This is a genomic window from Marinobacter sp. RI1, from assembly GCF_041155085.1.
GTDB classification, from domain to species: Bacteria; Pseudomonadota; Gammaproteobacteria; order Pseudomonadales; family Oleiphilaceae; genus Marinobacter; species Marinobacter nauticus.
In genome coordinates, this window is the sequence record NZ_AP031605.1 from 1,049,188 (window position 1) to 1,072,313 (window position 23,126).

A 23,126-nucleotide genomic window follows, 5' to 3' on the forward strand; every position below is an offset into this window, starting at 1 on the left:
GGGTTGCCATCGTTAAAACCGTAGGTATATAGTGAAAAGCATGAAGACCTTACACGCAGCCTGTCAATTGAATGTTCTGAAAGCTTTCGGTGAAAAACTGAAGGCCGCAAGTTCTGCTGTGTATTTTTGGTGGTTTGGTTATGGCTTTTATTTTAGCCAGAGCCCGGGCCGCCCATAAGATCTTCATCGACCGAATACAACGAGGAAGGCAGCCCGGCAAGCAACCCAGGCTGCCACCGGACTCCGAAAAGCCCCGACTGGTAGCCCAGCCGGGGCTTTTTTGATTCTGACACAGGGAAACGGGAACACAGACATGAACATGCCGCTGAAATCTGAAACACTGGATGCGCAAGCTTCAAGCGCCTGCCAGCACCGCCAGGAAGCGAGACTGCCCACCGCCGCCGAGTTGCGCCAGCAGTTTCCTGCCGATGAGCAACAGGTGCGGGCCATTGCCGGTTACCGTGATCAGATCCGCGCCGTGCTGCACGGTCAGGACGACCGCACCCTGATCGTGATGGGCCCCTGCTCCATTCACGACGAGCAGGCTGCCCTGGATTACGCCACCCGCCTGAAAGCACTGTCAGACGAAGTCAGTGACCGTTTCCTGATTGTCATGCGCGCCTACCTGGAGAAACCCCGTACCACGGTGGGCTGGAAAGGCCTTCTGTACGATCCGGAACGCACCGGTCAGGGCGATCTGAAACAGGGCCTGGAGCGTTCTCGCAAGTTGTTGCTGGCGTTGTCCGAGCTCGGCCTGCCGCTCGCCACCGAAGCCCTGAGCCCGTTCATGATGGATTACCTGGGGGACCTGGTAAGCTGGACCGCGATCGGCGCCCGTACCACCGAATCCCAGATTCATCGGGAAATGGTCAGCGGCCTGCCCATGCCTACCGGGTTCAAGAACGGCACCGATGGTGGCATTACCGTGGCCAGCCACGCCATGAAGTCGGCCTCGCATCCGCACCACCACATGGGGATCTCCCATAGCGGCGCACCGGTGATGATTTCCACCGCCGGCAATCCGGATACTCATCTGGTTCTGCGCGGTGGCCGGGGTGTGACCAACTACGATGAACTGAGCATTGCCAAAGCGGTGGCAGAGCTGGAAAAAGCCGGCGTATCAACGGCGGTGATGGTGGACTGCAGCCATGATAACGCCTGCAAGCAGGCCGAGCGGCAGGTGGACATCGCCCGGGAAGTGATGGCGCAGAAGCGTAACGGCAATCGGCACATCAAGGGCCTGATGCTGGAAAGCTTCCTGGAATTCGGCCGCCAGGACGACGGCAAAGAGCTGGTCTACGGGTGCTCGATTACCGATCCATGCCTGGGCTGGGAACAGACGGAGACTCTGATCCGCTCACTGTAGAGAGCAGCAGTTGCCCGGCCAGCAATACCAGAATGCCCCCCATGGTCCGGTCGAGCCAGTGTCCGAACCGGTTGAACCCCCGGCGGACACGGGGGTGGGTAAAGAACACCGCTACCATGGCAAACCACAGGCCGGTGGCCAGGGCCATATAGATGCCGTATCCGGCCTGCAGCAGAACCGGCGTGCCTGGATTGATGATGACGGAGAACAGGGACACGAAAAACAGGGTGGCCTTGGGATTGAGGGCGTTTGTTAAAAACCCGAGCCGGAACGCCGCCCAGCCAGTCTGGGCCTGCCCGCCGTTCGCTTGCACGTGAATGGCTCCGGGTTTGGCCCGCAGGCAGTGCCAGGCGATATAGAGCAGATACACGGCCCCAATCACTTTCAGCACGGTAAACAGCATTACCGATTGCTGGATGATCAGCCCGATACCCAGCAGCGAATAGCCCACATGCAGCAGAATGCCGATGCCAATGCCCATGGCGGTCAGCAGGGCATTGCGCCGGGCCTGGGTCAGTGCCTGGCGCAGCATGACTGCAAAATCCGGCCCGGGGCTGGCCACCGCCAAAAGGTGCACCAGGGCAACGGTCAGAAACTCCAGCCAGTAATTCTGCACATTCATTCTCCCGCGTGTTTGCAATTGTGCTTGGGTTGTTGCGCCTGCAGCCAGTAACCACAGGGATTTTTTCTGTGATTCCCCTGTCAGCGGATAATAAGCTTTCTATACTTTACCGAAAGGCTCCTTAAGTTTAATAGCCCAAACCACCTGAAATTTCAGTCAGTCTCCAGGAGGCAGGATGGACAAGCGAGAAGTGGATGTAGCGGTTATCGGTGCGGGTACGGCGGGAATGGTCGCCTATCAGCGCGCCCGCAGGGCCACGGACAGGATTGTGTTGATTGAGGGTGATCAATACGGCACCACCTGTGCCCGGGTAGGGTGCATGCCCAGCAAGTTGCTGATTGCCGCCGCGGAAAGGGCCCATCAGGTGAGGCAGGCGGAAGCGTTCGGTGTGCTTCCGGGCGATGTGCGCATTGATGGTCCGGCTGTGATGGCGCGAGTGCGTGAAGAGCGCGATCGCTTTGTGGCACCGGTGGTGCGGTCCATGGAATCGCTGCCGCAGGAACACCGGTTGATGGGGCATGCCCGATTTGTTGACAGTCATCGTCTTGTCGTGGGTGATCATACCGAGGTCACCGCGGGCCGGATTGTTATTGCCACCGGCTCCCGCCCCAACATCCCGGGCATTCTGAAAGAAGCGAAAGACCGACTGGTGGTCAACGATGACGTGTTCGACTGGCGGGATCTGCCGTCTTCGGTGGCGGTGTTCGGCCCGGGAGTGATTGGGGTCGAATTAGGTCAGGCATTGAGCCGGCTGGGCGTAAAGGTCCGCATGTTTGGCGTCAGCGGCGGCATTGGCGGTATTCAGGATGAGAAGGTGAGGGAGTATGCGCTGGACACCTTCCGTGAAGAGTTTGCCATCAGCCCAAAAGCGGAGACCCGGCGGGTTGAACGCATCGAGGAAGGTGTTCGCATCAGCTGGAGCGAGGGCGGTGAGGAGCATCAGCAAACCTTTGATTATCTGTTGGCAGCTACCGGGCGGCGACCCAACATTGATCACCTGGATATCCAGAATGCCGGCATCGACCTGGATGAACGCGGTATGCCCGTGTTTGACCCCTTCACCCTGCGCTGCGGCGACAGCCATATCTTTATTGCCGGTGACGTGAACAACGACCGCCCCCTGCTGCACGAAGCGGCAGACGAAGGCCGGATTGCCGGCGACAATGCCGGGGCCTGGCCGGAAGTCCGGACTGGCTTCAGAAAAACCCCCATGGCGGTGGTGTTCACTGAGCCCCAGATTGCCTCGGTGGGGTTGAACATTCGTCAGGTGGATGAGCGTTGCCAAGGCTGTTTTGCGGTTGGTGAGGTATCATTCGAGGATCAGGGACGCAGCAAGGTTATCGGCAAGAATCGGGGACTGCTTCGAGTGTACGGCGAGCACGGCAGTGGCCTGTTCATGGGCGCCCAGATGTTCGGACCTGCCGCGGAGCACATTGCCCATTTGCTGGCGTGGTGCGTGCAAAAGCGAATGACCGTGAGCGAGATGCTGGAGATGCCGTTTTACCATCCGGTGATTGAGGAAGGGGTGCGAACCGCGTTGAAAGACCTGAGCAAAAAACTCCGGATAGGCCCCGCGCCCGGTGAGGGGTGCATGGATTGCGGGCCGGGTGTGTAGCTTTACCCTCCGTCTTTGACAGAGGGCAAGCCATTAAAGCGTGTTCTGCCCTAGATTCATGGCATTGGCGGTTGTATTCCGCTGATGCCGTGCCCATATCTTTTCATGGAAGAAGTACGCAACGGTGTTTATGGCCGGTTCGACCATCGCGATCAGGCTACCGATCAGGATGTCACCGGTCAGCAGATATGCCACCGTGAACGCCACAGTAAAGTGGGTAATCGCGAAGGTGATCGTTTTCAGAAACGACTGGTCGCCCTTCGAGCTGTGATTGTGAACAAACAGTTTCAGGGTACTCATGGGATCAGCTCCGCTTGATAAATGCCTATGACTCTATTTAAGGACAAACGAGAATTGTTTCCAAATAGAAAGTGACATTTTTCTTGATAGGGTTCGACTATGAGTTTTAGCTTTTTGGTATAAGTTTCTGCTATGAGTGGTATTGAATAACCAAACTTTCGTTCTGACACTGAGCTGTCTTACAGTGGCAGTTAGACAAAACCCCAAAACGAATCAGGAGGTTCAACATGGGTAAGAACTTTATAGGTCTCGACACAGACAAAACCCAGAAGCTGGCAGATGCACTTAACGAACTGCTCTCGAATTACCAGATTTTCTACATGAACGTGCGTGGTTATCACTGGAACATCAAGGGCGAGAACTTCTTTGAGCTGCACGCCAAGTTTGAAGAACTCTATGACGACCTGCTGCTCAAGATCGATGAAATTGCCGAGCGGGTGCTCACCCTGGGCCATCGTCCGGCTCATGCCTACAGCACCTACATCGAGAAATCCGAAGTGCCGGAGCGCAAGGACGTGTCTGATGGCAAAGAAGCCGTAGGCAATATCGTTGAGAGTTTCGGCAAGCTTATCGCCAAGCAGCGCGGCCTGCTGAACCTGGCCGGTGAAGCAGAAGATGAAGGTACCGTGGCACTGATGAGTGACTACATCTCTCAGCAGGAAAAAACGGTATGGATGTACCGGAGCTACCTGGGCCAGTAAGTTCCGGCTGATGCTCCGACATTCCCCGGCCCGGCATCGGGCCGGGGAGCTGTCACAGAAACGTCACGGCCCTGTCACTTTCCTTTCCCGCGTTCGTCACGTCTGTCGCCTAGCCTTCTTTGCTCTTTCATCATCAAATAAGCAAAGGAGCCCGCTGTGCCCAAGACATCGCACCCATTCCAACTGTCATTGCTCGCTCTCGCTGTGAGCGCCGTGCTGGTTTCCGGCTGTAATTCCTCGGACAACGATGATGACCTGGCAACGGAAGCTCAGGTCACTGGCCTGACGCTTGAATTCGCCGGTCGATACAGCACCGGGCAGTTTGATGAGTCTGCCGCGGAAATCACGGCGTTTGACCCTGCCAGTCGCAGGGCGTTTGTGGTTAATGCCTTGTCCGGAGCTGTGGATGTGCTGGATATGAGCGACCCGGTCAATCCAGCGAAAATCGACACGCTGACGGTTGCTGACATTGCCGCTGATGCGGTGGTTAACAGTGTGGCTGTGGCAAGCGGGCTCGTTGCGGTTGCTGTTGAATCGAATCCGAAAACTGCCCCCGGTTATGTCGCGGTATTTGGAGCTGCAGACCTGCAGTTGCGTGACAGTATCCAGGTAGGTGCGCAGCCGGATATGGTTACCTTTACGCCGGATGGGCAATATGTCCTGGCAGCAAACGAAGGCGAGCCAAGCGATGATTACCAGATCGATCCGGAAGGCTCGATCAGTGTAGTTGATGTTTCCAATCCGGAGAATCTCACGGTACGAACAGCCGATTTTCTGGCCTTCAACAGCCAGGAAGGCGCCCTGAAGGCATCGGGTGTTCGCATATACGGCCCGGGGGCCACCGTGGCCCAGGATCTGGAACCGGAATATATCACCGTCAGTGCCGACAGCCGCACTGCCTGGGTCTCCTTGCAGGAAAACAACGCCCTGGCGAAGCTGGATGTCGGCGCGGCAACGGTCACCGGTATTCTGCCTCTGGGCTTCAAGGATTACGGTGTTGAGGGGCAGGGTATTGATGCCTCAGACGATGACGGCGTCATCAATATCCAGAGATGGCCGGGTGTGGTGGGTATCTATCATCCCGATGCCATCGACAGTTACCAGGCAAATGGTGAAACCTTTATCGTGACGGCCAATGAGGGGGATGCCAGGGCCTGGGGTGAAGATGACGCCGACTACTGGAATGGCGATAGTTCCAGGGGTTTTGTCGAAGAGTTGCGGGTGAAACACCTGGTACATCCGGATGGTTTTGCCCGCCGGGTTGGTGACGACATGCCACCTCAATTGACCGCGCTGGCCGAAGGGGCGCTGTTGAATCCATCCGTCTTCGACTACTGCGGTGCCACAGCCGGGGCAGCCAATGCCTGTCGTGATGACGACCAGCTGGGAAGGCTCAACATCAGTTGGGTACAGGGTTACCGGGTTGCGGAAAATGGTGATCCCGTCATGTTCAACGCGTCGGGTGCAGAGGATCCTGACGGCACCCTCCTGATGTATGACACGCTGTACTCCTACGGCGCGCGTTCTCTGGCGATCTGGAATGAGGACGGTGAGCTGGTATGGGACTCCGGCGATGCGATCGAGCAGTTCCTGGCCAGTGAGGACTGTCGTCTGGGTACGGCTCGTTCTATTCCCTGCTCAGACCACTTCAACTCCGCCCATGACGAGGGCATGGCGTTCGATTCCCGGTCGGACGCCAAAGGTCCGGAACCTGAAGCCGTGACTGTGGCGACGTTCGGCAATAAAACCTTTGCTTTTCTGGGCCTTGAGCGCATGGGCGGTATTCTGGTCTACGACGTAACGGACCCTGCCAGTCCGGTTCAGGTGGATTACCTGAATACCCGTGACGACTGGACCACTGTCGACACGGCTTCAGTACTCGAAACCGCAGGGGATCTGGGCGTGGAGAGCATCACTGTGGTGGCCGCCGATGACTCACCTACTGGTGAGCCGTTACTCATCACCGGCAACGAAGTCAGCGGCACCACGGCGATCTACCGTGTGAAACTCGAACTGACTGATTAATTCAGTTTCCGGAATAAAAAAGCCCCGTCTTCATGGCGGGGCTTTTTTGTGTCCGGGCCAAAAAAGTGTCCACAGGATCGTGTCATATAACCGAAACATATTATTAACAGTCCGTTAATAAATTCCCGCCATAGTGTCGTCTCAAGATTGCTGCCAACCACCGATTGGAAATAAAGCGTGACGAGACTTGCCTGGACGACCTGTTTACTTGCCGCCTTGATGCCGTTGCCGGCTCTGGCAGAGGTTCAGCTCACTTTGGGGGCCTGTGTGAACGTGCAGGCTGTTCAGGAAAGCGAACAGACCGCCAGCTCAGGCCAGTCACTGACACTTGCTGACGGTACCCAGCAGTTGGTGGTGGAGTGCACCACCGAAATTGGCCGTGAAGAGGTGCTGGAAAGCAGCGATGCCTTCGTTGTCCGTTTCGAGGCTGCTGATACCGCACTTGCCCTGAGCGCTCCGGAAATCGAGTCGCGCAATCAAATGGACGCTTTCAATCAACAGGGTAACTGGAAGCTGACTGATCGTCAGGGCCGTGAGGTGGCGTTTACCGCCGATGTGCTCGAGAAAGAGGGCTTTCAGCTGGTGCGGGACTATGCCCGTGAGCTGGCGGCCTACAACCGTTCCGGCGCCGAAGCTGCGGTAGCTGCTCCGGGGCTGATAACCAACCAGGATGGGTTGTTGCTGGATTCGCACGTCGATCCGGATCAGGAAATGGTCAGCAGGATGCTGCGCTACTGGTATCTGAAAGCTGACGAACAAACTCGAAAAGAGTGGGACAGCTGGGTTGATTCCAGCAACCAATAAACACCAAACCAAACTGAACGTGGAGTTCCGAAAATGAAGAAGCTTCTTCTGGCTGTTGCTGTGTCTACTGTTGCCGCAGGTTCTGTGAATGCTGCGACTGTTTACGAGAAAGATGGATTTACCTACAAACTGAACGGCGACTTCCAGATTCAGTTCCGTCAGGCCACTGGCTTTGATGAGCGTGCCGAGGTTGAGTACGACGATATGGAGCTGAAAAACTACGTAGCCTACGACCTGGGCAATGACCTGACTGCATTTGGTCGTCTGGATGTGGGTTACAAAAAAGCGGCGGAAGGCAGTCAGGACGCCAGCAATCTGGAAGAGGCTTATGTCGGCCTGAAGTACGGCGTTACCTCCTTCTCTTTCGGTAAGCAGGACTTCGCCGGTGACGAATTCGGTATTGAAGAAGCCTACGAAGTCGAGACCATTGATGAAGACCGGTTTGATGGCGTAGAAACAGCAGGTGACGATACGATTCGTGTCGATATCGAGCTGGAAAACGTCTATATCGCCGCTTCTCACGAGATGGATGCTGCGGATCAGGATGGTGAATACTACGATCTCTTCGTTGCTACTGAACTGGCAGGTCTGGAACTGGCAGCGGCTTACCAGCAGTCACGAGCGGCTGGCGCGGCTGAAGCTACGGACACCTGGGGTGTGAGCGCTTCCTACGATTTCGGCTTCATGAACCTGGCCGCTGATTACAGCTCCACCGACGAAGACGACTTCGAAACCACCCAGTACAACCTGGCGGCGGTGTTTGCCGTTGCAGCCACCACCGACGTCGCACTCGGTATGGGCAATAAGGAAGAAGATGACGCGGACGACATCACCGAATGGTACGCCAACGTAACTTACAAGTTCCCGGCAGCCAAGAATGTCAGCGTGTTCGCCGAAATCGCCCAGAGTGACCTTGAAGATGCGTCTGGTGACGACGCCGACATGGGCTTCCTGGCCGGTATGCGCGTGAAGTTCTAAGCTCGCTCGTTACATGCGCCACAGGTCGGTGCAGACGTGAAACCAAGGCCGGGCCTCAGCGCCCGGCCTTGGTGTACCTAAACCGCGACCTCCAGTGGCGGCACCTCCTGATGCAAGAACCACTTCTCCGTGACCACCTTGCGGGTAAACCAGTGGGAGCGCATCAAGGTGCTGGCGATGGGTTGTTTCAGCCAGTCCGGCACCTCAAAGCCGGGCTCCTGGTCCGTGGCCCGGGTTCCGAAGCGTTCGGCAATCCGTTCACCATAGCTTTGCAGCGAGAGCGCGGAATAATCCGTGGCGGCCTTGATAACCTTGGACGCCATCAGCGCCGATTCGATGGCGGGGCGAATGCCCTCGCCACTCTGGGTATACGCCAGGCCGGCCGCATCGCCAATCAGCAACACGCCATCATCCAGCAGTGGTCGGTTGGCATGGGCATACAGCAGATAGGCGTGACCTTTGAAGCGGCCGGGCAGGTCAGAAGGAAGGCGGCCCGACTGTTTCATTTCCTCGACAAAGGCTTCCAGATGATCGGATAACCGGTGGTTGTCCTCACGGCCCAGACCGATGTTCAGATAGCTGCCTTTCCGGAAAACCCAGGCGTAGCCCTTGAGATCCCGGCAGAACCAGAGCTCTGGCGTGTCGCCGCGGGCTTCGCAGACGCGGGCCTGCTCTGGCGTCATCTTGAACTCAACTTCTTTGGCGGCCACCACGGTTTCATGCTTGCCCGGGCCGTCGCCCAACAGCCGTGCCACCGGGCAGAAATGACCCCCGGCACCCACCAGCAGCGGCGCCTGCCATTGATCGTTGATCACCCAGTTGCCGTTGTTCCGGTTGATGGACTTTACCGCCGTTGCCAGTTGCTTTTCACACTCGGCACGGTCCAGCAGGTAGTCGTCGAATTCGCAGCGACGAATACCGTAGCTGACAATATCCCCGTGGTCGTTCTCCACCGCACTTTGCCCCATCATGCCGATCCGGAACCGGCGAATGGGTTGCAGTGTCCGGCCGACGGAATACTTCCCCGGATCAATGTCCAGGCTGGCCATCACTGCCGGCGTAACCCAGCCGGCGCAGGTCTTGTCCCGGGGGAAGGCTTGTTTGTCGATGATCAGTACCCGTTTGCCGGAGTCCTCCAGAGCCCGGGCCAGGGTTGAGCCGGCAGGGCCGGCCCCCACGATAATGATGTCGTAGTATTCCATCAGACCCCCTCTGGCGTGGCTGGAAACGTGTAGAGTTCCTGCCGGCTCTGGGGCAGCTGGTTATTGTCGCCGTGGGTGAACACCACCTGGAACAACTGCAAAGAACCGGCCCGGAACGCGGCGATGGAACCCGCCAGATACAGTCGCCAGGCCCGGGTGAAATGTTCGTCGTACATCTCGGTGACCTGGTCCTGGTTGGCGATGAAATTGTCCATCCAGTGGGTCAGGGTCTGAGCGTAATGCAGCCGCAGGTTTTCCACATCCAGTACCGAGAAATCGCTGTGCTCGCAGATTTCCATGAACTCGCCAATGCTGGGCGGATAGGCGCCGGGGAAAATCCGCTTCTCGATCCAGGCGTTCATCAGCATGGGCCGGTTGCGGCCGATGCTGTGGAGCAAGGCAATCCCATTCGGCTTCAGGGAGCGTTTGATCAGTTCCGACAGTGCGGGGTAATTGTCCTTGCCCACGTGTTCGAGCATGCCAATAGAAACGAACGCGTCATACTGGCCCTCAATATTGCGGTAATCGTCTTCGACATAGGTAACCAGGTTATCCAGGCCTTGTCGCTCTGCTTCAGCTCGGGCGTAGGCCAGCTGTTCCCGTGAGATATTGTAGGAATGAACCTTCACCCCGTAATTGCGGGCCATATATCGGGCCAGTCCGCCCCAGCCGCAGCCGGCTTCGACCACGGTCATCCCCGGTTTCAGTCGAAGTTTGCGGCAGACGTGTTCCAGTTTTGCCAGTTGCGCCTGTTCCAGGGTGTTGTCTGCCTGCTCGTAATAGGCGCAGGTGTACTGCATTTCGGCCTCATCCAGCCACAGTTGGTAAAACTCGTTGCCCAGGTCGTAGTGGTGGTGAATGTTCTCCTTGGCCTCTGAGATGCCGGTGGCACGCGGGTTGTGGTTGCGCCACAGAGCATCCAGCCAGCGTGGCCATTTCTGGCGAGCGGCATGGACGGCCCGGTACAGGCTCTCCATCAGATCTGGAAGATCGCCGTCGATTTCCAGTCGACCGGCGGCATACAGGTCACCAAAGGCCAGATTGGGGTTGGCCACCAGGGAGTAGAGAGCCTTGTGGTCGGTCAGGTGCAGGGTGAAGCGGGCTTCCTGAGCTTCCGGTTCTATGACATCGCCGTTCCAGAGCCGGAAACGAATGGGGGGAGAGCCGGCCATACGCATCAGTTTATGGATCAGCCAGCGTTCATAACTGTGGGGTTCGCGATCGGATTGACCGCGCTCCAGGGGCAGGCTGAGGACGTGGGCCCGGTGTTCTTCCTTGTCCGGGAACTCCGGTTTATGAGCGGTACTCTGTGCCATGGAATGCTCTCTCCTCTGATTCGTTATGGTCCGTGCAATCCCGAAAACTGAACTGAGAGTCGCGGCTTTTTGACTCAGTATAGAAAATGATCAGGTTTTGTCAGGTCGGCGGACTGAAGGCTGAGGGGCAGAGCGGGTGGATGGGCGGAGCCGGGATTGGCCGGCTCCGCCAGGGTTGCAGGGTTATTCGGGGTCAGTAGGTGGCGCTCATGCCGAACCATTCCGGGAAGATGACGATCAGCGCCAGCACCAGGATCTGGATCAGAATGAACGGAATAATACCCTTGTAGATATCCGTGGTTCGGACTTCCGGTGGTGCCACCCCTTTGAGGTAGAACAACGAAAACCCGAATGGTGGTGTCAGGAAGCTGGTTTGCAGGTTCATGGCAATCAGGATGGCGAACCAGAGCATGTTGATGCCCATGGCCTCGGCCACCGGTGCCAGAATGGGCACGATAATGAAGGAAATCTCCACGAAATCGATGAAGAAGCCCAGCACCAGAATGACCACCATGGCCAGGATAATGAAGCCCCATTGTTCGCCGGGCAGCATCATCAGCCACTCTTCCAGCAGATAATCGCCACCGGTATAGCTGAAGACCATGGAGAAGGCGGTCGCGCCGATCAGGATAGCGAACACCATGGCGGTCACGCTGACGGTGTCTTTGGCGGCATCCCAGACCATTTTGAACGAGAACTGGCGGTAGATGATCGCGAGAACCACGGCACCAACACCGCCCAGTGCGGAGGATTCCGTGGGAGTGGCGATGCCGGTGAAGATGGAGCCCAGCACAATCACGATCAACGCCAGTGGCGGAATAATCGCAAGCAGGGCATCCCGGATTTCCTTGCCCCGGCTGACCGATTCATCCTGGGCCGGCATGGCCGGTGCGGTTTCCGGCTTGAAACGTGTCAGGATCAGAATGTAGACGATGTACAGGCCAATCAGTACCACGCCGGGCATGACCGCAGCCTTGAACAGATCACCCACGGGCAGGCCAAGGACGTCACCCAGAATGATCAGGATGATCGATGGCGGCACAATCTGGCCCAGGGTGCCCGAGGCGCAGATGGTACCGGTGGCCAGGCGCTTGTCGTACTTGTGCGCGAGCATGACCGGAAGCGAAATCAGGCCCATGGCAACCACGCTGGCGCCGACAACGCCGGTGGAGGCAGCCAGCAGAGCACCGACCAGAATGGTGGAAATGGCAAGGCCGCCGGGCAACCCGCCAAACAGCCGTCCCATGGAGGTCAGCAACTGTTCAGCCAGTCTGGTGCGCTGCAGTACCACACCCATGAAGATGAACAGAGGCACTGCCATCAACACGGTGTTCTGCATCACGCTCATGATCCGGAAGGGCATGAAGGCAAACAGATCCATGCCTTCGGCGTAGATACCGAAAAACAGTGCGACGCCGCCGAAGGTGAAGGCTACCGGGAAACCGAACATCAGCATGACCAGCGCCACGCCGAACATAATCATACCGATCATGCCAGACCTCCTGCGCTGTGCTCGCCTTCGTACCGCTTGTCACCGGCCATCACACGGATGGCGTAGGTCACCATGTTCAAACCGGCCGTTCCCATAAAGAAAGCGCTGACAGGAATCACGGATTTGATCACCCAGCGGTGCGGTAAGCCGCCGGGGTCGCCGCTGCCTTCGCCCATCTGGTAGGCATCCATGGCGTAGCTGTAGCCATAGGTGGCAATCAGGTAGGCGAACGGAATAACAAAAAGAACGGCGCCAATCAGGTTAATCCAGGCTTTGCGCTTCTGGCTCCAGTTGGTATAGAAAACGTCCACACGTACATGACCATCAGTGCGCAGGGCATAGGGAATGCCAAGCAGGAAGACGACTGAATAAAGGTGCCATTCCATTTCCTGCATGGCGATGGACACATCGTTGAAAGCATAGCGTGCGACGACGTCATAGAAGACGTTGGCAGCCATCAGGATCATGGCCACACAGGCGATCCAGCCGCAAAGTTTGGAGAGCCAGGCCAGGCTCTCGTCCAGTCGGATAATCCAGCGCATCGAACTTCTTCCTCCGCATCGCGGAATTTCTGAATGTTGGAAATGAAAAAGCCGGGATCACTTGGAAGAGCGATCCCGGCTCTGATTCGTCATAAACGAATAGTTTACTCGACTTCGGCCATGGTGTTGAGGTAAGCCCGCTCCGAAATGTCGGTGTAAGCGCGGCTCTGCTCCAGATAATTGTGCTGGGATTCAATGATCTTCGCAGCCATCTCACTTTCTGCCGCGGCCTCTTTCAACAGCTTCTCGTTGGCCTCGTACATGGCCTGGAAAATGTCATCCGGGAAACGCTTGATCTGCACGTTCGGATACTCTTCCTTGATGTTCGCCCAGGCTTCGGCGTTGGCGTGCTGGGAGTGAACCAGCATGTCATAGGAAGCGGTACGCATGGCTACCCGCATGATTTCCTGAAGGTCTGCCGGCAGGCGATCCCAGACGCGCTTGTTGATCAGGAACTGCAGCTCGGTTGCCGGTTCGTGCCAGCCGGTGTAGTAGTAGTCAGCAATCTGCTGGAAACCAAGACGCAGATCCAGCGCCGGGCCTACCCACTCAACGGCATCAATCGTATTGCGCTCCAGAGCGGTGTAGAGCTCGCCCGGGGCGATGTTAGTGGGGTTAACACCCACTTCTGCGAAGACTTCGCCGGCAAAGCCGGGAATACGCATTTTCAGACCCTTGAGGTCATCCAGGGATTTGATTTCCTTGCGGAACCAGCCGCCCATCTGTACGCCGGTGTTGCCGCCAGGGAACGACAGCATGTTGTGGGGCTCATACACTTCCTGCATCAGCTCCATACCGCCACCGTGGTAGAACCACGCATACTGTTCCATGGCATTCATGCCAAATGGCATGCTGGTGAAGAACAGGGTTTCCGGCACCTTGCCCTTCCAGTAATAGGAGGCAGAGTGGCCCATGTCGTACTGACCGGCCTTGACCATGTCGAATACGCCCAGCGGGGCCTTGTGCTTGTTGGCTGAGTCGATGCGGACGGTCAGTCGGCCATCAGACATCTTGTTAACGGTTTCGGCGAAGCGTTTGGTGGTGTCACCAAAAATGGGGAAGTTCGGGCCCCAGGTTTCTGCCAGTCGCAGGGTGAACTTGTCTTGGGCAAGCGCCTGGGTGGCGGCAAAGGTAGTTGCCACAGCCAGCACAGCCGCGGAAAGAACAGAACGGATCTTCATTGCTCTTCTAACCTCTTGTCATTGTTGTAGTAGAGCCCGGCCCCTCGTGGGGTCCGGAACTCAAGAGTGTAGTTCAGATTAGCAACTATGGCGGGTGGGCTGCAGCAAAAAATTGCCGGACTACGACATTGGTCTAACGTTAGATGTCGTTCATTCGACCGATCTGGCTGGCCAGGAGCATGGCCTCGTGCTCCTCCAGGGATTTCAGATCCTCCAGCAGGGATTTGGCCTCGGGAATCTCGGCTTTGCCGATCAGGGAGTCGTACAGGTCCATCACCTGGTCGTGGAAATCAAAGATCTCCCGGGCGATACCGTCAAAGTCCAGATCGTTATAGCGGGTATCGCAGGTGCGGTTCTTCTCGATGGGTTTATGCACGCCATAATCGTACAGGCGGGTGGTCATGGCTTTCGGATCGGCCTGTTTCTCGTACTCGGCAACAGCCTTTTCCAGCAGTGCCTCGTGGGAACTGATGTAATCGAGCAAGGCGCTGGCGCGTTCGTTCTGATTTTTCTGGGCGGATTCGTGCAGGCACCGGGCAAGGTGGGCGTGGAGCTGGCGTGTCCAGTCAATCAGGTCTGCGAAGGTTTTGATTTCCATGGCGTCTTACTCTTGTCAGGCAATGGGTTTCAGGTTTTTTGTTGTGTTCAGTCTAGTCAAGATTTTCCGCTTTTTTCGGTACCGGGGCGTTGATCAACGTCAGACCAGTATCCGGTACGGCACGTTTGCGCCACTGCCGGAACCAGCGCAGAGCGGGTTTTTCGATACCGTAATGCAGGGCTGCCGCCAGACCAATCGCGACGGCCAGGGCCATCATCACACCAAGTTGGCCGGGTAGACCGGATTTGTAAGCCAGATCAATCACGCCATAACCAATGTTCTGGTGCACCAGGTACAGGGTGTATGAAATGCTGCCCAGCCAGAGCATTCCCGGCCGTGCCAGAACGTTGAGATAGCCGGCTACGGCCAGCCCGAAAACGCCATAACAGCCGAGCACAAAGAGGTTGAACGGTGCCTTGTAAGCGAGCAGGCAGTGGCTGATGGTTAGTGTCAATAGCGCAAGATCCGCGACCGGCAAACGATTGTGGCGGTGCCAGCGGTAGATCAGCATGCCGCTGATGAACAGGGGCGCGTAGCGGGTAAACAACAGGTCCTTGATCAGGAACTCCAGCCCATCGGGAATGGCTTTCCACCAGATCACTGCCGCATAGCTGGCCAGAGTCCAGGTCCAGAGCATTGGCTGCATGCGCTGCCAGCTTCCCAGCCCGTAGAACAGCAAGGCAATCCAGACGTAGAACGTGGCTTCAATCACCAGGCTCCAGTAGGCGCCATCGACATGGGGGTGGCCCAGGTATTCGTGCAGCAGGGTGATGTTCAGTAGCGCCGAGCCCGGGCTCACCATGCGGTCAGCTGGCCCCATCAGTTGAACGGCAATCCAGGTCAATACAATGCCGGCCCAGAGTGCCGGCAGCAGGCGGAAGGCCCGGGCCAGTCCGAACCAACTGGCGCTGCGTGTGCGCTCCAGGGTCATGAAGATGACAAAGCCGCTGAGGATGAAAAACAGGTGAACCCCGTAGCGCCCGAAACCGAGGGTGTCCGGCGTGCTGAAACTGTGGCCGTAGAGTTTGTCGTAGTAGGGGAGGTAGTGGAACAGCACCACACCCAGGGCCGCTATGCCTCGAAGCGCGTCCAGTGCGGGCAGTCGGTCTTGACCATTGGGCATGAAAGTTGTGCTCCTGAAAACTCAACATATTACCGGATCGTTTATTCTAGGCAGGTTGTGACAGTAGCGGCTAGGATCTAATCATACGGTATGCTTGCTGAGATCTGACGATCCCGTCATCAAGGCAGCTGGTCCGGTATAGTATTCGCTTGGGTGGCAGACAGGGAGCGACAGGTTTATGACGGTGGAACTGGGAATTATTGAAGGATTTTACGGGCCTCTGTGGACCTGGTCCGAACGGCGCCAACTGGTCAATGCCCTGCTTGCCCATGGTTACGGCTTCTATCTGTACGCCCCCAAGGCCGACCCTTACCTGCGTCGTCGCTGGCAGGAACCGCACCCTCCGGAGCAGGCTGAGGCACTGGCGGACTTTGCCAGATTCTGCCGGCGTGAAGGTGTGCGGTTTGGTGTCGGGCTGAGCCCGTTCGAAATCTTCAATAACTTCGATGAGGCGGCCCGGGAGGCCCTGGCGAAGAAACTGACAATGCTGGATCGCCTAGGTATCCAGGAGCTGGCTATCCTGTTTGATGATATGCACCCGGACACTCCGGACCTGGCCCGCACCCAGGCTCAGATCATGGACTGGGTAAAAGCCAATACCAGTGCCGGCAAACTTAGCGTATGCCCCACCTACTACTCCGATGACCCGGTGCTGGACCGGGTCTTCGGGCAGCGGCCGGCGGACTATCTGGAAACTCTGGGGGCGGAGCTGGACCGTGAAGTGAGAGTTTTCTGGACCGGGGAAGAGGTCTGTTCCCGTGAAGTTTCTCCGGGCCATCTCAAACGTGTCAGCAAGTTGCTGGGGCGCAAGCCACTGCTCTGGGATAATTACCCGGTGAATGATGGCGATCGCATGTCCCGGCATCTGCATCTTCGTAGCTTTACCGGCCGCCCTGCCGGGAATGCCGCCTACCTGTCCGGCCACGCCATCAATCCGGCACTGCAGCCGGTGCTGACCACGATCCCGGCGATCACACTGGCGGAATGCTACCGCCAGGGGCCGGACTACCAGTATGGCCAGGCGTTTTTGCATGCAGCGCGGGAAGTGCTGGGGTTGGAGCTTGCGGGGCAGTTGCACAGGGATTTGCTGACCCTGCAGGACACCGGGCTGGCACGAATCAGCGATGAGAAAAAGCAGGCATTGATTCACACCTACGACGCGTTTGATCACCCCGCGGCTCACGAGATCCTGCGCTGGCTGGCCGGCGACTATCAGGTGACCGACGAAATGGTGGCCACCCAGTAGGCACCTGTTTTCGGTTACTCCAGGTAGTAATCGAAGGTGGAGACCACCCGCACGGTTTTCACCGGCTGTTGTTGCTCCGACACGCCTGGTGCCTGATCCCTTGCCAGAATCTGGAACACACCCTGATTGGCCCGGCGCAGGCTGCCGAGTTTGGCCTCGGCATCCCGAGCGAACTGTTGGGCGGATTCACGGGCCGCTGCTGTGGCCTCGGCGATCATGGCCGGTTTGATATCGTTCAGGCCGTTGAACAGGTAAGTGGGGCCGCTCGGGCCGTAGTCCGAGGACAACACTACGCCGGAATCCACCAGCTCGCTGACGTTCTGGGCCGCCTGCCGGATGCGCTCGATATCGGTACTGCGCACCATCAGGGTCTGGTTGATGATGTACTGTTGCTCGTTGTTATTGCCGGCGTAGGGATTGGCACGGGTGTCGGTTACATCCAGGCGCTGGAGTTCAACCGCAGACTGGTCAATGGCCTGCAGTTTCAGGAACGCCATGATGGCTTCCCGGCTGCTTCGGGCTTTGTTCTGTGCTTCGTCCAGCGTGCTACCGGTGGCAACAAAGCGGATGGGCCAGAGCGCCAGGTCTGCCTGCACTTCCCGTTCGGCCATGCCCTTGACCGTTACGTAGCGATCGGCCGTGCGCAGCCCCATCAAGCCCTGGCTCAACAGGGAAGCGGCAACAATGGCGCACAGGCCGATAATCAGGGCAGAGACAACTTTCATGGCTTACTCCTTGCGGTTCGGAAAACGTCCTGATGACTGCGCAGGTTAACGGGAACCGGGGCTGCTGGGAAGGCGCGCCTTACGCGCCACTTTGATCACTCGCAGCGGGTGTCTGAATGGCGGCTGAAGCGTTTCTGCATGGCGCTGCGCTGGCGTTCCGCGTCCCGGTATTCCGGAGGCAGGGGCAGAATAAAGTAAAGGTAGTCACCCTTGTGGCGGTTTTCTGCCACCGGCATCGCCTGTTCCGGGGGCGACCATTCAACCGGTGAGAGCACTGCAATGCTCAGTTCTGGTGCCCGTTGCTCAAGGACCGCAACGGTACCGAGCCGCTGTTCGCTGTGGAAGGTGCCTGTAGTGTGCAAAACCTGATGTCCGGGATGTTCATTCAGTGCAGTCAGTATCCGATCGGCCATGGTGTTGTCCCGCAACAGCTGGGCCTGATAGGTACTTAGCAGGCGCCCGGTCAGTTCTGTCTGTTCCGCACCGTGGCTGCCGGCAATGGCGTCGACGAATTTGTCACGGTAGTCCGGGGTATCCAGGAAGGCCTGTTCGGGCAGGGCGGCGCGTTGCGCTTCTGGAAGGCGTTGCAGATAGTCCATCCCCTCACGGCCGACACAGCGCACGATATCTGCCGGGGCGTTGGCCGCGATAACCGGCAACTGGTGTTCACGGGCAAATTCCACCAGGGGCCGGTAGGAGCCTTTGTAGTTCTCCCAGGCGCCCGCGTCTTCGATCATTTCCGTTTCGCCGGTTTGTCCGGCCAGGTAGGCATCCAGGGCATCCTGGTGGTTCAGGTTGAACTGCTCCATGGTCAGGATCTGCCGGGGGTTGTGCCGGTACAGCGCCTGTTGAAGGCGGGCCTGTAACAGGTGCGAGGCATGGTGGCCGTGGTATTCCCCCGTCACCACCACATCGGTGTCTGCCAATTGCCGGGCCAGCTCTGCGACCGTGAGGATATCGCCGGTGTCGGCGTCGACGATCACGGCATCGTACTGGCTGACGGGCGCGGGCCGGTTCTCTGTGCGCATGACTGTGCATCCTGTGAAGGCGGCAACGGTTACAAGCGTCAGGACAAGGCGGGTGGCGTAAGCTTTCATATCCGATTGTACGTTGCCGGAGTCAGTCGGTTTTCTGGCCGCTGTGCTCGCGCCAGTCTGGCCCGAGCCGCTCTTCCACATATTCACGAATGAACTGACGCACCTTCTGGGAGGGAGTCACGTCCTCCTGCTTGCAAAGGGCCTCGAAAACTTTCTTCTTTTCAGGGTCAATCAACAGGGTCAGCCGGGCAGTTCGGTTTTCCATGGTGTTTCTGGTTCTCAACAGGTTCAGCGAAGATAGTTACAGACTGGCATGTTAATCATATTAACATTGAGTGTACAGACGATGAGCATATAATGTAACCAAATGCCTGGCCTGAGAGAGTCTGTTCATGCCCCATCGCGCCCATCTGTTTTCTCTTCGTACCGCTCACGCCGTTCGCGAAGCCTGCGTAGATGAACCCTACCATGGCGGGCGCTTTCTCAAGGACCTGATGGCCGGCGTCACCGTTGGCATCATTGCTATTCCGCTGGCGATGGCGCTGGCGATTGCCTCCGGGGTTGCGCCCCAGTATGGCTTGTATACCGCCATTATTGCCGGTTTTCTGATTGCCCTGTTTGGCGGCAGCCGCTACAGCATTTCCGGCCCTACTGCCGCGTTTGTGGTGATTCTCTATCCCATTGCCCAGAGCTATGGCCTAGGTGGATTGCTGCTGGCTACGCTGATGTCCGGTGTGTTGCTGGTGATTATGGCGGTGATGCGTCTGGGCCGCTTTATTGAGTATATCCCCGAATCCGTCACCCTGGGGTTCACCGGTGGCATTGCCGTGGTGATTGCCACTTTGCAGGTGAAGGACTTCTTCGGGCTCTCCATTGACGCTATGCCAGAGCACTACTGGGACAAGCTGGCGGTTCTGGGCCGGCAACTGCCGGCACTGGATGGGCTGAGCACTCTGGTGGCGGTGGTTACCCTGGCGGTGATGCTGCTCTGGCCAAGGCTGAAAACCCCGGTGCCGCCTCATCTGCCGGCGGTGATTGTCGGTAGTCTGCTGGCCTTGTGGCTGAATTCCGGTGGTGCGGCTATTGAGACCGTCGGCTCACGCTTCAGTTACCTGCTTCCTGACGGTAGCACCGGCGCTGGCATACCTCCGTTTTTACCGGAATTCGCCTGGCCCTGGCAGCAGGCCGGGGCGGATGGACAATCCCTTGGCCTGTCCTGGGATCTGTTCCGGGAGCTGATTCCGGCGGCCTTTGCCATCGCCATGCTGGGTGCCATCGAATCCCTGCTGTGCGCCGTGGTGCTGGATGGCATGACTGGCAAACGCCACAGTGCCAACAGTGAGCTGATGGGGCAGGGCATCGGCAACATCGTGGTGCCGTTCTTTGGTGGTATCACGGCCACTGCCGCCATTGCCCGGTCAGCTGCCAATTACCGGGCCGGCGCTGAATCGCCGGTGGCTGCGATGATTCATGCGCTGGTGGTGCTGCTGGCGCTGGTCTCCCTGGCCGGCATCCTTGCCTATCTGCCCATGCCGGCCATGGCCGCGTTGCTGGTGATGGTGGCCTGGAACATGAGTGAGGCGCCGAAAGCCGTGCACCTGCTGAGAACCGCGCCCCGCAGCGACATCCTGGTTTTCCTGACCTGCTTCGGCCTGACCGTGGCCCTGGATATGGTAATTGCCATCACCACCGGGGTGTTACTGGCCGCTGTGCTGTTCATGCGGGAAATGGCACAAATGACCAGGGTGACAGACATTACCGGCAACAAACGAGTGCAGCAGGTTGGAGTGCCGGAGGGTTGGCAGGTGTTCAAGATCAATGGTCCGCTGTTTTTTGCGGCCGCTGACCGCATCTTCGGCGAGCTGGCAGACTTGTCCCAGCAGGCTAAGGGCCTGGTGTTGTACATGGACGGAGTGACCATCCTCGACGCTGGCGGCCTGGCGGCGCTGAACAAACTGATCGCCAGTTGCCGGAAAACCGGTACCCGCCTTGTATTTGCTGATTTGCAGTTCCAGCCATTGAGAACCCTGGCCCGGGCCGGCGTAAAACCGGAGCCCGGCGTGAGCTATTTCTACCCGACTCTGGAGGCGGCGCTGGCTGAGTTGTCAGAGATGGACTGGCAGACCTAAAAAAACAGGCAGTTGGCATTACACGCCAGTGATCAACACAAGAACGCCTGAAGGCCGCATCATGTCAGGGGTCACCTTCCGGGACTGTTTGAACTATCCTAGGCGACAGAATCAGAAACCGGCAAACCGTTTGCCGCGGGAACGACGCTATAAGGGATCGAATGCTGCCATTTCGAATTGTTGATCGGATCAAGTTCATCGTGGAGCGCCAGCTGGTCAAGGGGGCTGGTTTTCAGTTGCTGGTGGTCGGTTGCTTTATTGCGCTGATATCGCTGATTGGCGGTCTGCTGGTGGTGTTGCCCCAGGCTGGCGAGTTTGAAAGTGCCGGGCACGCCATCTGGTGGGCGTTTTTGCGCTTGACCGATCCGGGTTACCTGGGAGATGACGTGGGCACCTGGCAACGTATTGTCTCCACCCTGCTGACGATAATGGGCTACGTGGTGTTCATGGGTACCCTGGTGGCCATTCTCACCCGTTGGCTGATTGCCAAGATGGAAGATCTGGAGCGTGGCCTCACCCCGGTGACGTTGAAGAACCATATCGTCGTGCTGGGCTGGACCGCCCAGACGCCGCCGCTGGTAGCGGAGTTATTTGGTTCGTCTGGGCGTATGGCCCGGTTTCTGGAGAAGCATGATGCCCAGAAACTGCGGCTGGTTCTTTTGGCGGAAGAGGCCGGTGTCGAGCATTTGCACGAACTGATCAGGGAGCCTGGTATTGGCCGGCGAGCCCGGGAAGTGATTCTGCGCAGCGGCTCTGCCATTCAGCCGGAAGCGTTGCATCGGGTTGCCTGCCTGGATGCGGCGGCGGTGATTGTGCCCAGCCAGGTGCACGAGGGCGGCTCGCTGATAACCTCCGATGTTGAAACCGTGAAGGCGCTGTTGTCCATCGCCGCCCAGGCCAGGCACTACAACGCCCGGCTGCCCTTTGTGGTGGCTGAAATTCAGGACATGCGTAAACTGCCCGTTATCGAGCGGGCCTACCCCGGGGCCGTGGAAGTGGTGGCCGGTGATGCCACCATCAGCAGGTTGATGGTTCAGAACGTCATCCACCCGAAGCTTTCCGAGGTCTACAACGAGTTGCTGACCGCCGGTGAAGGCAACGAGATTTTTGTGCGTGGGGGAGAAACCGCTGAAGGCCTGACCTTGGCAGAGCTGGCGAGCCAGCGGCCCAATGCCATCGTTCTGGGGCTGTTGCATCCCAATCCGAGCGGGGGTTGGCAGGTAAACCTGTTGGCAGATTCCAGCACAGTCATCCGTAATGAAGACCGGGTAGTACTGCTGGCACGGGATTATGAGCATACAGCGGCCGTACCAAAGGCGGCAGCATTGCCGATATTGGAGCGAAAACACAACCAGGCCCGGACAGAGCCGGTTTCGGGTGTTCACCGGGTGCTGGTGCTGGGCTGGAACCGCAGGGTGCCGACTCTCGCAGCCGAGTTTGCCAGCTATGGTCACCGGGCTTTTGAACTGGACCTGGTGTCGGCGATTCCGCTGGATGTCCGGAACCGGGAAATGCAGCGTTATGGCGTTGATCTGGCGAAGATAAATGGCCGATTGCTGGAAGCCGACTACATGGTGGAAGAGGAACTGAGACGCCTTGACCCGGCTGGCTATGATACCGTGATGCTGCTCAGCAGTGACCGAATCGGTTCCGGTGAGGAAGCTGATGCCCGTGCCATGGTGGGGTACCTACAGTTGGAAGATGTTCTGTCGGCCGCCCCCAAGCGCCCGCAGGTCATCATGGAACTGAGTGATCCGGATAACCGACATCTGTTGTATGGCCACAAAAGCGAAATGCTGATCAGCCCGATGATTCTCAGCCATGTGCTGGCTCAGGTGGCCCTGCGGCGAGAACTGCGGGTGGTGCTGGATGAATTGTTCACGGAGGGTGGGGCAGAAATCCAGTTCCGGAACCCCCACGACTACCCGTTGCCGGCCAGCGCGGATTTCCAGGTGTTAGAAAAGATTGTGGCGGAGCGCGGTGAAATTGCCCTGGGCGTTTTTCGGGACGAAGCGGATGAACGCGGGCGGCATTTGCAGCTAAACCTGCCCCGGAGCCAGTATCTGGATCTCCGGGCAGAGGATCGCCTGGTGATCCTTTGTAGAACGGCCTGACAAGTCCGCG

At 58.0% G+C, this 23,126-nt stretch carries 21 protein-coding genes; 9 read left to right on the top strand and 12 right to left on the bottom strand.

Going from position 1 to position 23,126, the window contains the following annotated elements:
* The first annotated feature begins 313 nt into the window (after window positions 1–313).
* On the top strand, window positions 314–1,366 hold the full coding sequence (locus ACAM27_RS04635) for a 3-deoxy-7-phosphoheptulonate synthase (protein ID WP_011786901.1): 1,053 nt from the start codon (window positions 314–316) through the stop codon (window positions 1,364–1,366).
* On the opposite strand, the gene ACAM27_RS04640 is transcribed toward ACAM27_RS04635, so the two are convergent.
* Window positions 1,311–1,982 carry a LysE family translocator gene (locus tag ACAM27_RS04640; RefSeq protein ID WP_011786900.1) on the bottom strand — a complete coding sequence of 224 codons (672 nt, stop codon included), beginning with the start codon at window positions 1,980–1,982 and terminating at the stop codon, window positions 1,311–1,313. The two genes, ACAM27_RS04635 and ACAM27_RS04640, sit on opposite strands and share 56 nt — an antisense overlap.
* A gap of 181 nt (window positions 1,983–2,163) precedes the next feature.
* Here ACAM27_RS04640 and ACAM27_RS04645 point away from each other — a divergent pair, with 181 nt between their 5' ends.
* Entirely contained in the window at window positions 2,164–3,603 is a 1,440-nt protein-coding gene (locus ACAM27_RS04645; RefSeq protein WP_228224114.1) for a dihydrolipoyl dehydrogenase, read from the top strand.
* Window positions 3,604–3,636: 33 nt separating this feature from the next.
* Here the strand turns inward: ACAM27_RS04645 and ACAM27_RS04650 are convergent, their stop codons facing one another.
* Window positions 3,637–3,903 (bottom strand): DUF2061 domain-containing protein, encoded by a 267-nt coding sequence (locus ACAM27_RS04650; protein WP_114433780.1) that lies wholly within the window; start codon window positions 3,901–3,903, stop codon window positions 3,637–3,639.
* A gap of 227 nt (window positions 3,904–4,130) precedes the next feature.
* Between ACAM27_RS04650 and ACAM27_RS04655 the strand changes: the two genes are divergently transcribed.
* The 4 genes from ACAM27_RS04655 to ACAM27_RS04670 all read left to right on the top strand — a co-directional run bounded on the left by ACAM27_RS04655 (window position 4,131) and on the right by ACAM27_RS04670 (window position 8,411).
* Entirely contained in the window at window positions 4,131–4,604 is a 474-nt protein-coding gene (locus ACAM27_RS04655; protein ID WP_222179550.1) for a Dps family protein, read from the top strand.
* Between the two features lie 156 nt (window positions 4,605–4,760).
* A complete protein-coding gene (locus tag ACAM27_RS04660) occupies window positions 4,761–6,629 on the top strand; it encodes a choice-of-anchor I family protein (protein WP_228224113.1) in 1,869 nt (622 codons plus the stop codon).
* Window positions 6,630–6,806: 177 nt separating this feature from the next.
* On the top strand, window positions 6,807–7,433 hold the full coding sequence (locus ACAM27_RS04665) for a DUF2057 family protein (protein ID WP_369612626.1): 627 nt from the start codon (window positions 6,807–6,809) through the stop codon (window positions 7,431–7,433).
* Between the two features lie 33 nt (window positions 7,434–7,466).
* Window positions 7,467–8,411 (top strand): porin, encoded by a 945-nt coding sequence (locus ACAM27_RS04670; RefSeq protein WP_369612627.1) that lies wholly within the window; start codon window positions 7,467–7,469, stop codon window positions 8,409–8,411.
* 77 nt (window positions 8,412–8,488) lie between these two features.
* On the opposite strand, the gene ACAM27_RS04675 is transcribed toward ACAM27_RS04670, so the two are convergent.
* The 7 genes from ACAM27_RS04675 to ACAM27_RS04705 form a co-directional block, all read right to left on the bottom strand.
* Window positions 8,489–9,613 carry an NAD(P)/FAD-dependent oxidoreductase gene (locus ACAM27_RS04675; protein ID WP_369612628.1) on the bottom strand — a complete coding sequence of 375 codons (1,125 nt, stop codon included), beginning with the start codon at window positions 9,611–9,613 and terminating at the stop codon, window positions 8,489–8,491.
* The gene (locus ACAM27_RS04680) at window positions 9,613–10,929 is read right to left on the bottom strand and encodes a class I SAM-dependent methyltransferase (RefSeq protein WP_369612629.1); all 1,317 of its coding nucleotides are present in this window, start codon (window positions 10,927–10,929) and stop codon (window positions 9,613–9,615) included. The genes ACAM27_RS04675 and ACAM27_RS04680 overlap by 1 nt, the downstream gene beginning before the upstream one ends.
* Window positions 10,930–11,122: 193 nt before the next feature.
* Window positions 11,123–12,421, bottom strand: a complete 1,299-nt coding sequence (locus ACAM27_RS04685) for a TRAP transporter large permease subunit (protein WP_011786891.1) — start codon at window positions 12,419–12,421, stop codon at window positions 11,123–11,125.
* Entirely contained in the window at window positions 12,418–12,963 is a 546-nt protein-coding gene (locus ACAM27_RS04690) for a TRAP transporter small permease subunit (RefSeq protein WP_011786890.1), read from the bottom strand. The genes ACAM27_RS04685 and ACAM27_RS04690 overlap by 4 nt, the downstream gene beginning before the upstream one ends.
* Window positions 12,964–13,067: 104 nt before the next feature.
* Window positions 13,068–14,144: a TRAP transporter substrate-binding protein gene (locus ACAM27_RS04695; RefSeq protein ID WP_011786889.1), complete on the bottom strand. Its 1,077-nt coding sequence runs from the start codon at window positions 14,142–14,144 to the stop codon at window positions 13,068–13,070.
* A gap of 139 nt (window positions 14,145–14,283) precedes the next feature.
* Entirely contained in the window at window positions 14,284–14,742 is a 459-nt protein-coding gene (locus tag ACAM27_RS04700; protein ID WP_369612630.1) for an ATPase, read from the bottom strand.
* A gap of 52 nt (window positions 14,743–14,794) precedes the next feature.
* Window positions 14,795–15,865: an acyltransferase family protein gene (locus ACAM27_RS04705; RefSeq protein ID WP_369612631.1), complete on the bottom strand. Its 1,071-nt coding sequence runs from the start codon at window positions 15,863–15,865 to the stop codon at window positions 14,795–14,797.
* Between the two features lie 178 nt (window positions 15,866–16,043).
* On the opposite strand from ACAM27_RS04705, the gene ACAM27_RS04710 reads away from it, so the two are divergent.
* A complete protein-coding gene (locus ACAM27_RS04710; protein WP_369612632.1) occupies window positions 16,044–17,111 on the top strand; it encodes a beta-N-acetylglucosaminidase domain-containing protein in 1,068 nt (355 codons plus the stop codon).
* A 14-nt stretch (window positions 17,112–17,125) separates the two neighbouring features.
* On the opposite strand, the gene ACAM27_RS04715 is transcribed toward ACAM27_RS04710, so the two are convergent.
* The 3 genes from ACAM27_RS04715 to ACAM27_RS04725 form a co-directional block, all read right to left on the bottom strand.
* Window positions 17,126–17,836: an SIMPL domain-containing protein gene (locus tag ACAM27_RS04715; RefSeq protein ID WP_023009568.1), complete on the bottom strand. Its 711-nt coding sequence runs from the start codon at window positions 17,834–17,836 to the stop codon at window positions 17,126–17,128.
* 95 nt (window positions 17,837–17,931) lie between these two features.
* The gene (locus ACAM27_RS04720) at window positions 17,932–18,864 is read right to left on the bottom strand and encodes a ChaN family lipoprotein (RefSeq protein WP_369612633.1); all 933 of its coding nucleotides are present in this window, start codon (window positions 18,862–18,864) and stop codon (window positions 17,932–17,934) included.
* Between the two features lie 91 nt (window positions 18,865–18,955).
* On the bottom strand, window positions 18,956–19,138 hold the full coding sequence (locus tag ACAM27_RS04725) for a hypothetical protein (protein WP_011786883.1): 183 nt from the start codon (window positions 19,136–19,138) through the stop codon (window positions 18,956–18,958).
* A 127-nt stretch (window positions 19,139–19,265) separates the two neighbouring features.
* On the opposite strand from ACAM27_RS04725, the gene dauA reads away from it, so the two are divergent.
* Entirely contained in the window at window positions 19,266–21,002 is a 1,737-nt protein-coding gene (gene dauA / locus ACAM27_RS04730) for a C4-dicarboxylic acid transporter DauA (protein ID WP_369612634.1), read from the top strand.
* Between the two features lie 161 nt (window positions 21,003–21,163).
* A complete protein-coding gene (locus tag ACAM27_RS04735) occupies window positions 21,164–23,116 on the top strand; it encodes an ion channel DMI1 (RefSeq protein ID WP_369612635.1) in 1,953 nt (650 codons plus the stop codon).
* Window positions 23,117–23,126 lie beyond the last annotated feature (10 nt).

Coding starts and splice junctions, on each gene's coding strand:
- ACAM27_RS04715 (WP_023009568.1), bottom strand. CDS start 17,836: ATGAAAGTTGTCTCTGCCCTGATTATCGGCCTGTGCGCCATTGTTGCC.
- ACAM27_RS04735 (WP_369612635.1), top strand. CDS start 21,164: ATGCTGCCATTTCGAATTGTTGATCGGATCAAGTTCATCGTGGAGCGC.
- ACAM27_RS04680 (WP_369612629.1), bottom strand. CDS start 10,929: ATGGCACAGAGTACCGCTCATAAACCGGAGTTCCCGGACAAGGAAGAA.
- ACAM27_RS04725 (WP_011786883.1), bottom strand. CDS start 19,138: ATGGAAAACCGAACTGCCCGGCTGACCCTGTTGATTGACCCTGAAAAG.
- ACAM27_RS04645 (WP_228224114.1), top strand. CDS start 2,164: ATGGACAAGCGAGAAGTGGATGTAGCGGTTATCGGTGCGGGTACGGCG.
- ACAM27_RS04690 (WP_011786890.1), bottom strand. CDS start 12,963: ATGCGCTGGATTATCCGACTGGACGAGAGCCTGGCCTGGCTCTCCAAA.
- ACAM27_RS04650 (WP_114433780.1), bottom strand. CDS start 3,903: ATGAGTACCCTGAAACTGTTTGTTCACAATCACAGCTCGAAGGGCGAC.
- ACAM27_RS04700 (WP_369612630.1), bottom strand. CDS start 14,742: ATGGAAATCAAAACCTTCGCAGACCTGATTGACTGGACACGCCAGCTC.
- ACAM27_RS04720 (WP_369612633.1), bottom strand. CDS start 18,864: ATGCGCACAGAGAACCGGCCCGCGCCCGTCAGCCAGTACGATGCCGTG.
- dauA (WP_369612634.1), top strand. CDS start 19,266: ATGCCCCATCGCGCCCATCTGTTTTCTCTTCGTACCGCTCACGCCGTT.
- ACAM27_RS04655 (WP_222179550.1), top strand. CDS start 4,131: ATGGGTAAGAACTTTATAGGTCTCGACACAGACAAAACCCAGAAGCTG.
- ACAM27_RS04705 (WP_369612631.1), bottom strand. CDS start 15,865: ATGCCCAATGGTCAAGACCGACTGCCCGCACTGGACGCGCTTCGAGGC.
- ACAM27_RS04635 (WP_011786901.1), top strand. CDS start 314: ATGAACATGCCGCTGAAATCTGAAACACTGGATGCGCAAGCTTCAAGC.
- ACAM27_RS04695 (WP_011786889.1), bottom strand. CDS start 14,144: ATGAAGATCCGTTCTGTTCTTTCCGCGGCTGTGCTGGCTGTGGCAACT.
- ACAM27_RS04685 (WP_011786891.1), bottom strand. CDS start 12,421: ATGATCGGTATGATTATGTTCGGCGTGGCGCTGGTCATGCTGATGTTC.
- ACAM27_RS04710 (WP_369612632.1), top strand. CDS start 16,044: ATGACGGTGGAACTGGGAATTATTGAAGGATTTTACGGGCCTCTGTGG.
- ACAM27_RS04675 (WP_369612628.1), bottom strand. CDS start 9,613: ATGGAATACTACGACATCATTATCGTGGGGGCCGGCCCTGCCGGCTCA.
- ACAM27_RS04670 (WP_369612627.1), top strand. CDS start 7,467: ATGAAGAAGCTTCTTCTGGCTGTTGCTGTGTCTACTGTTGCCGCAGGT.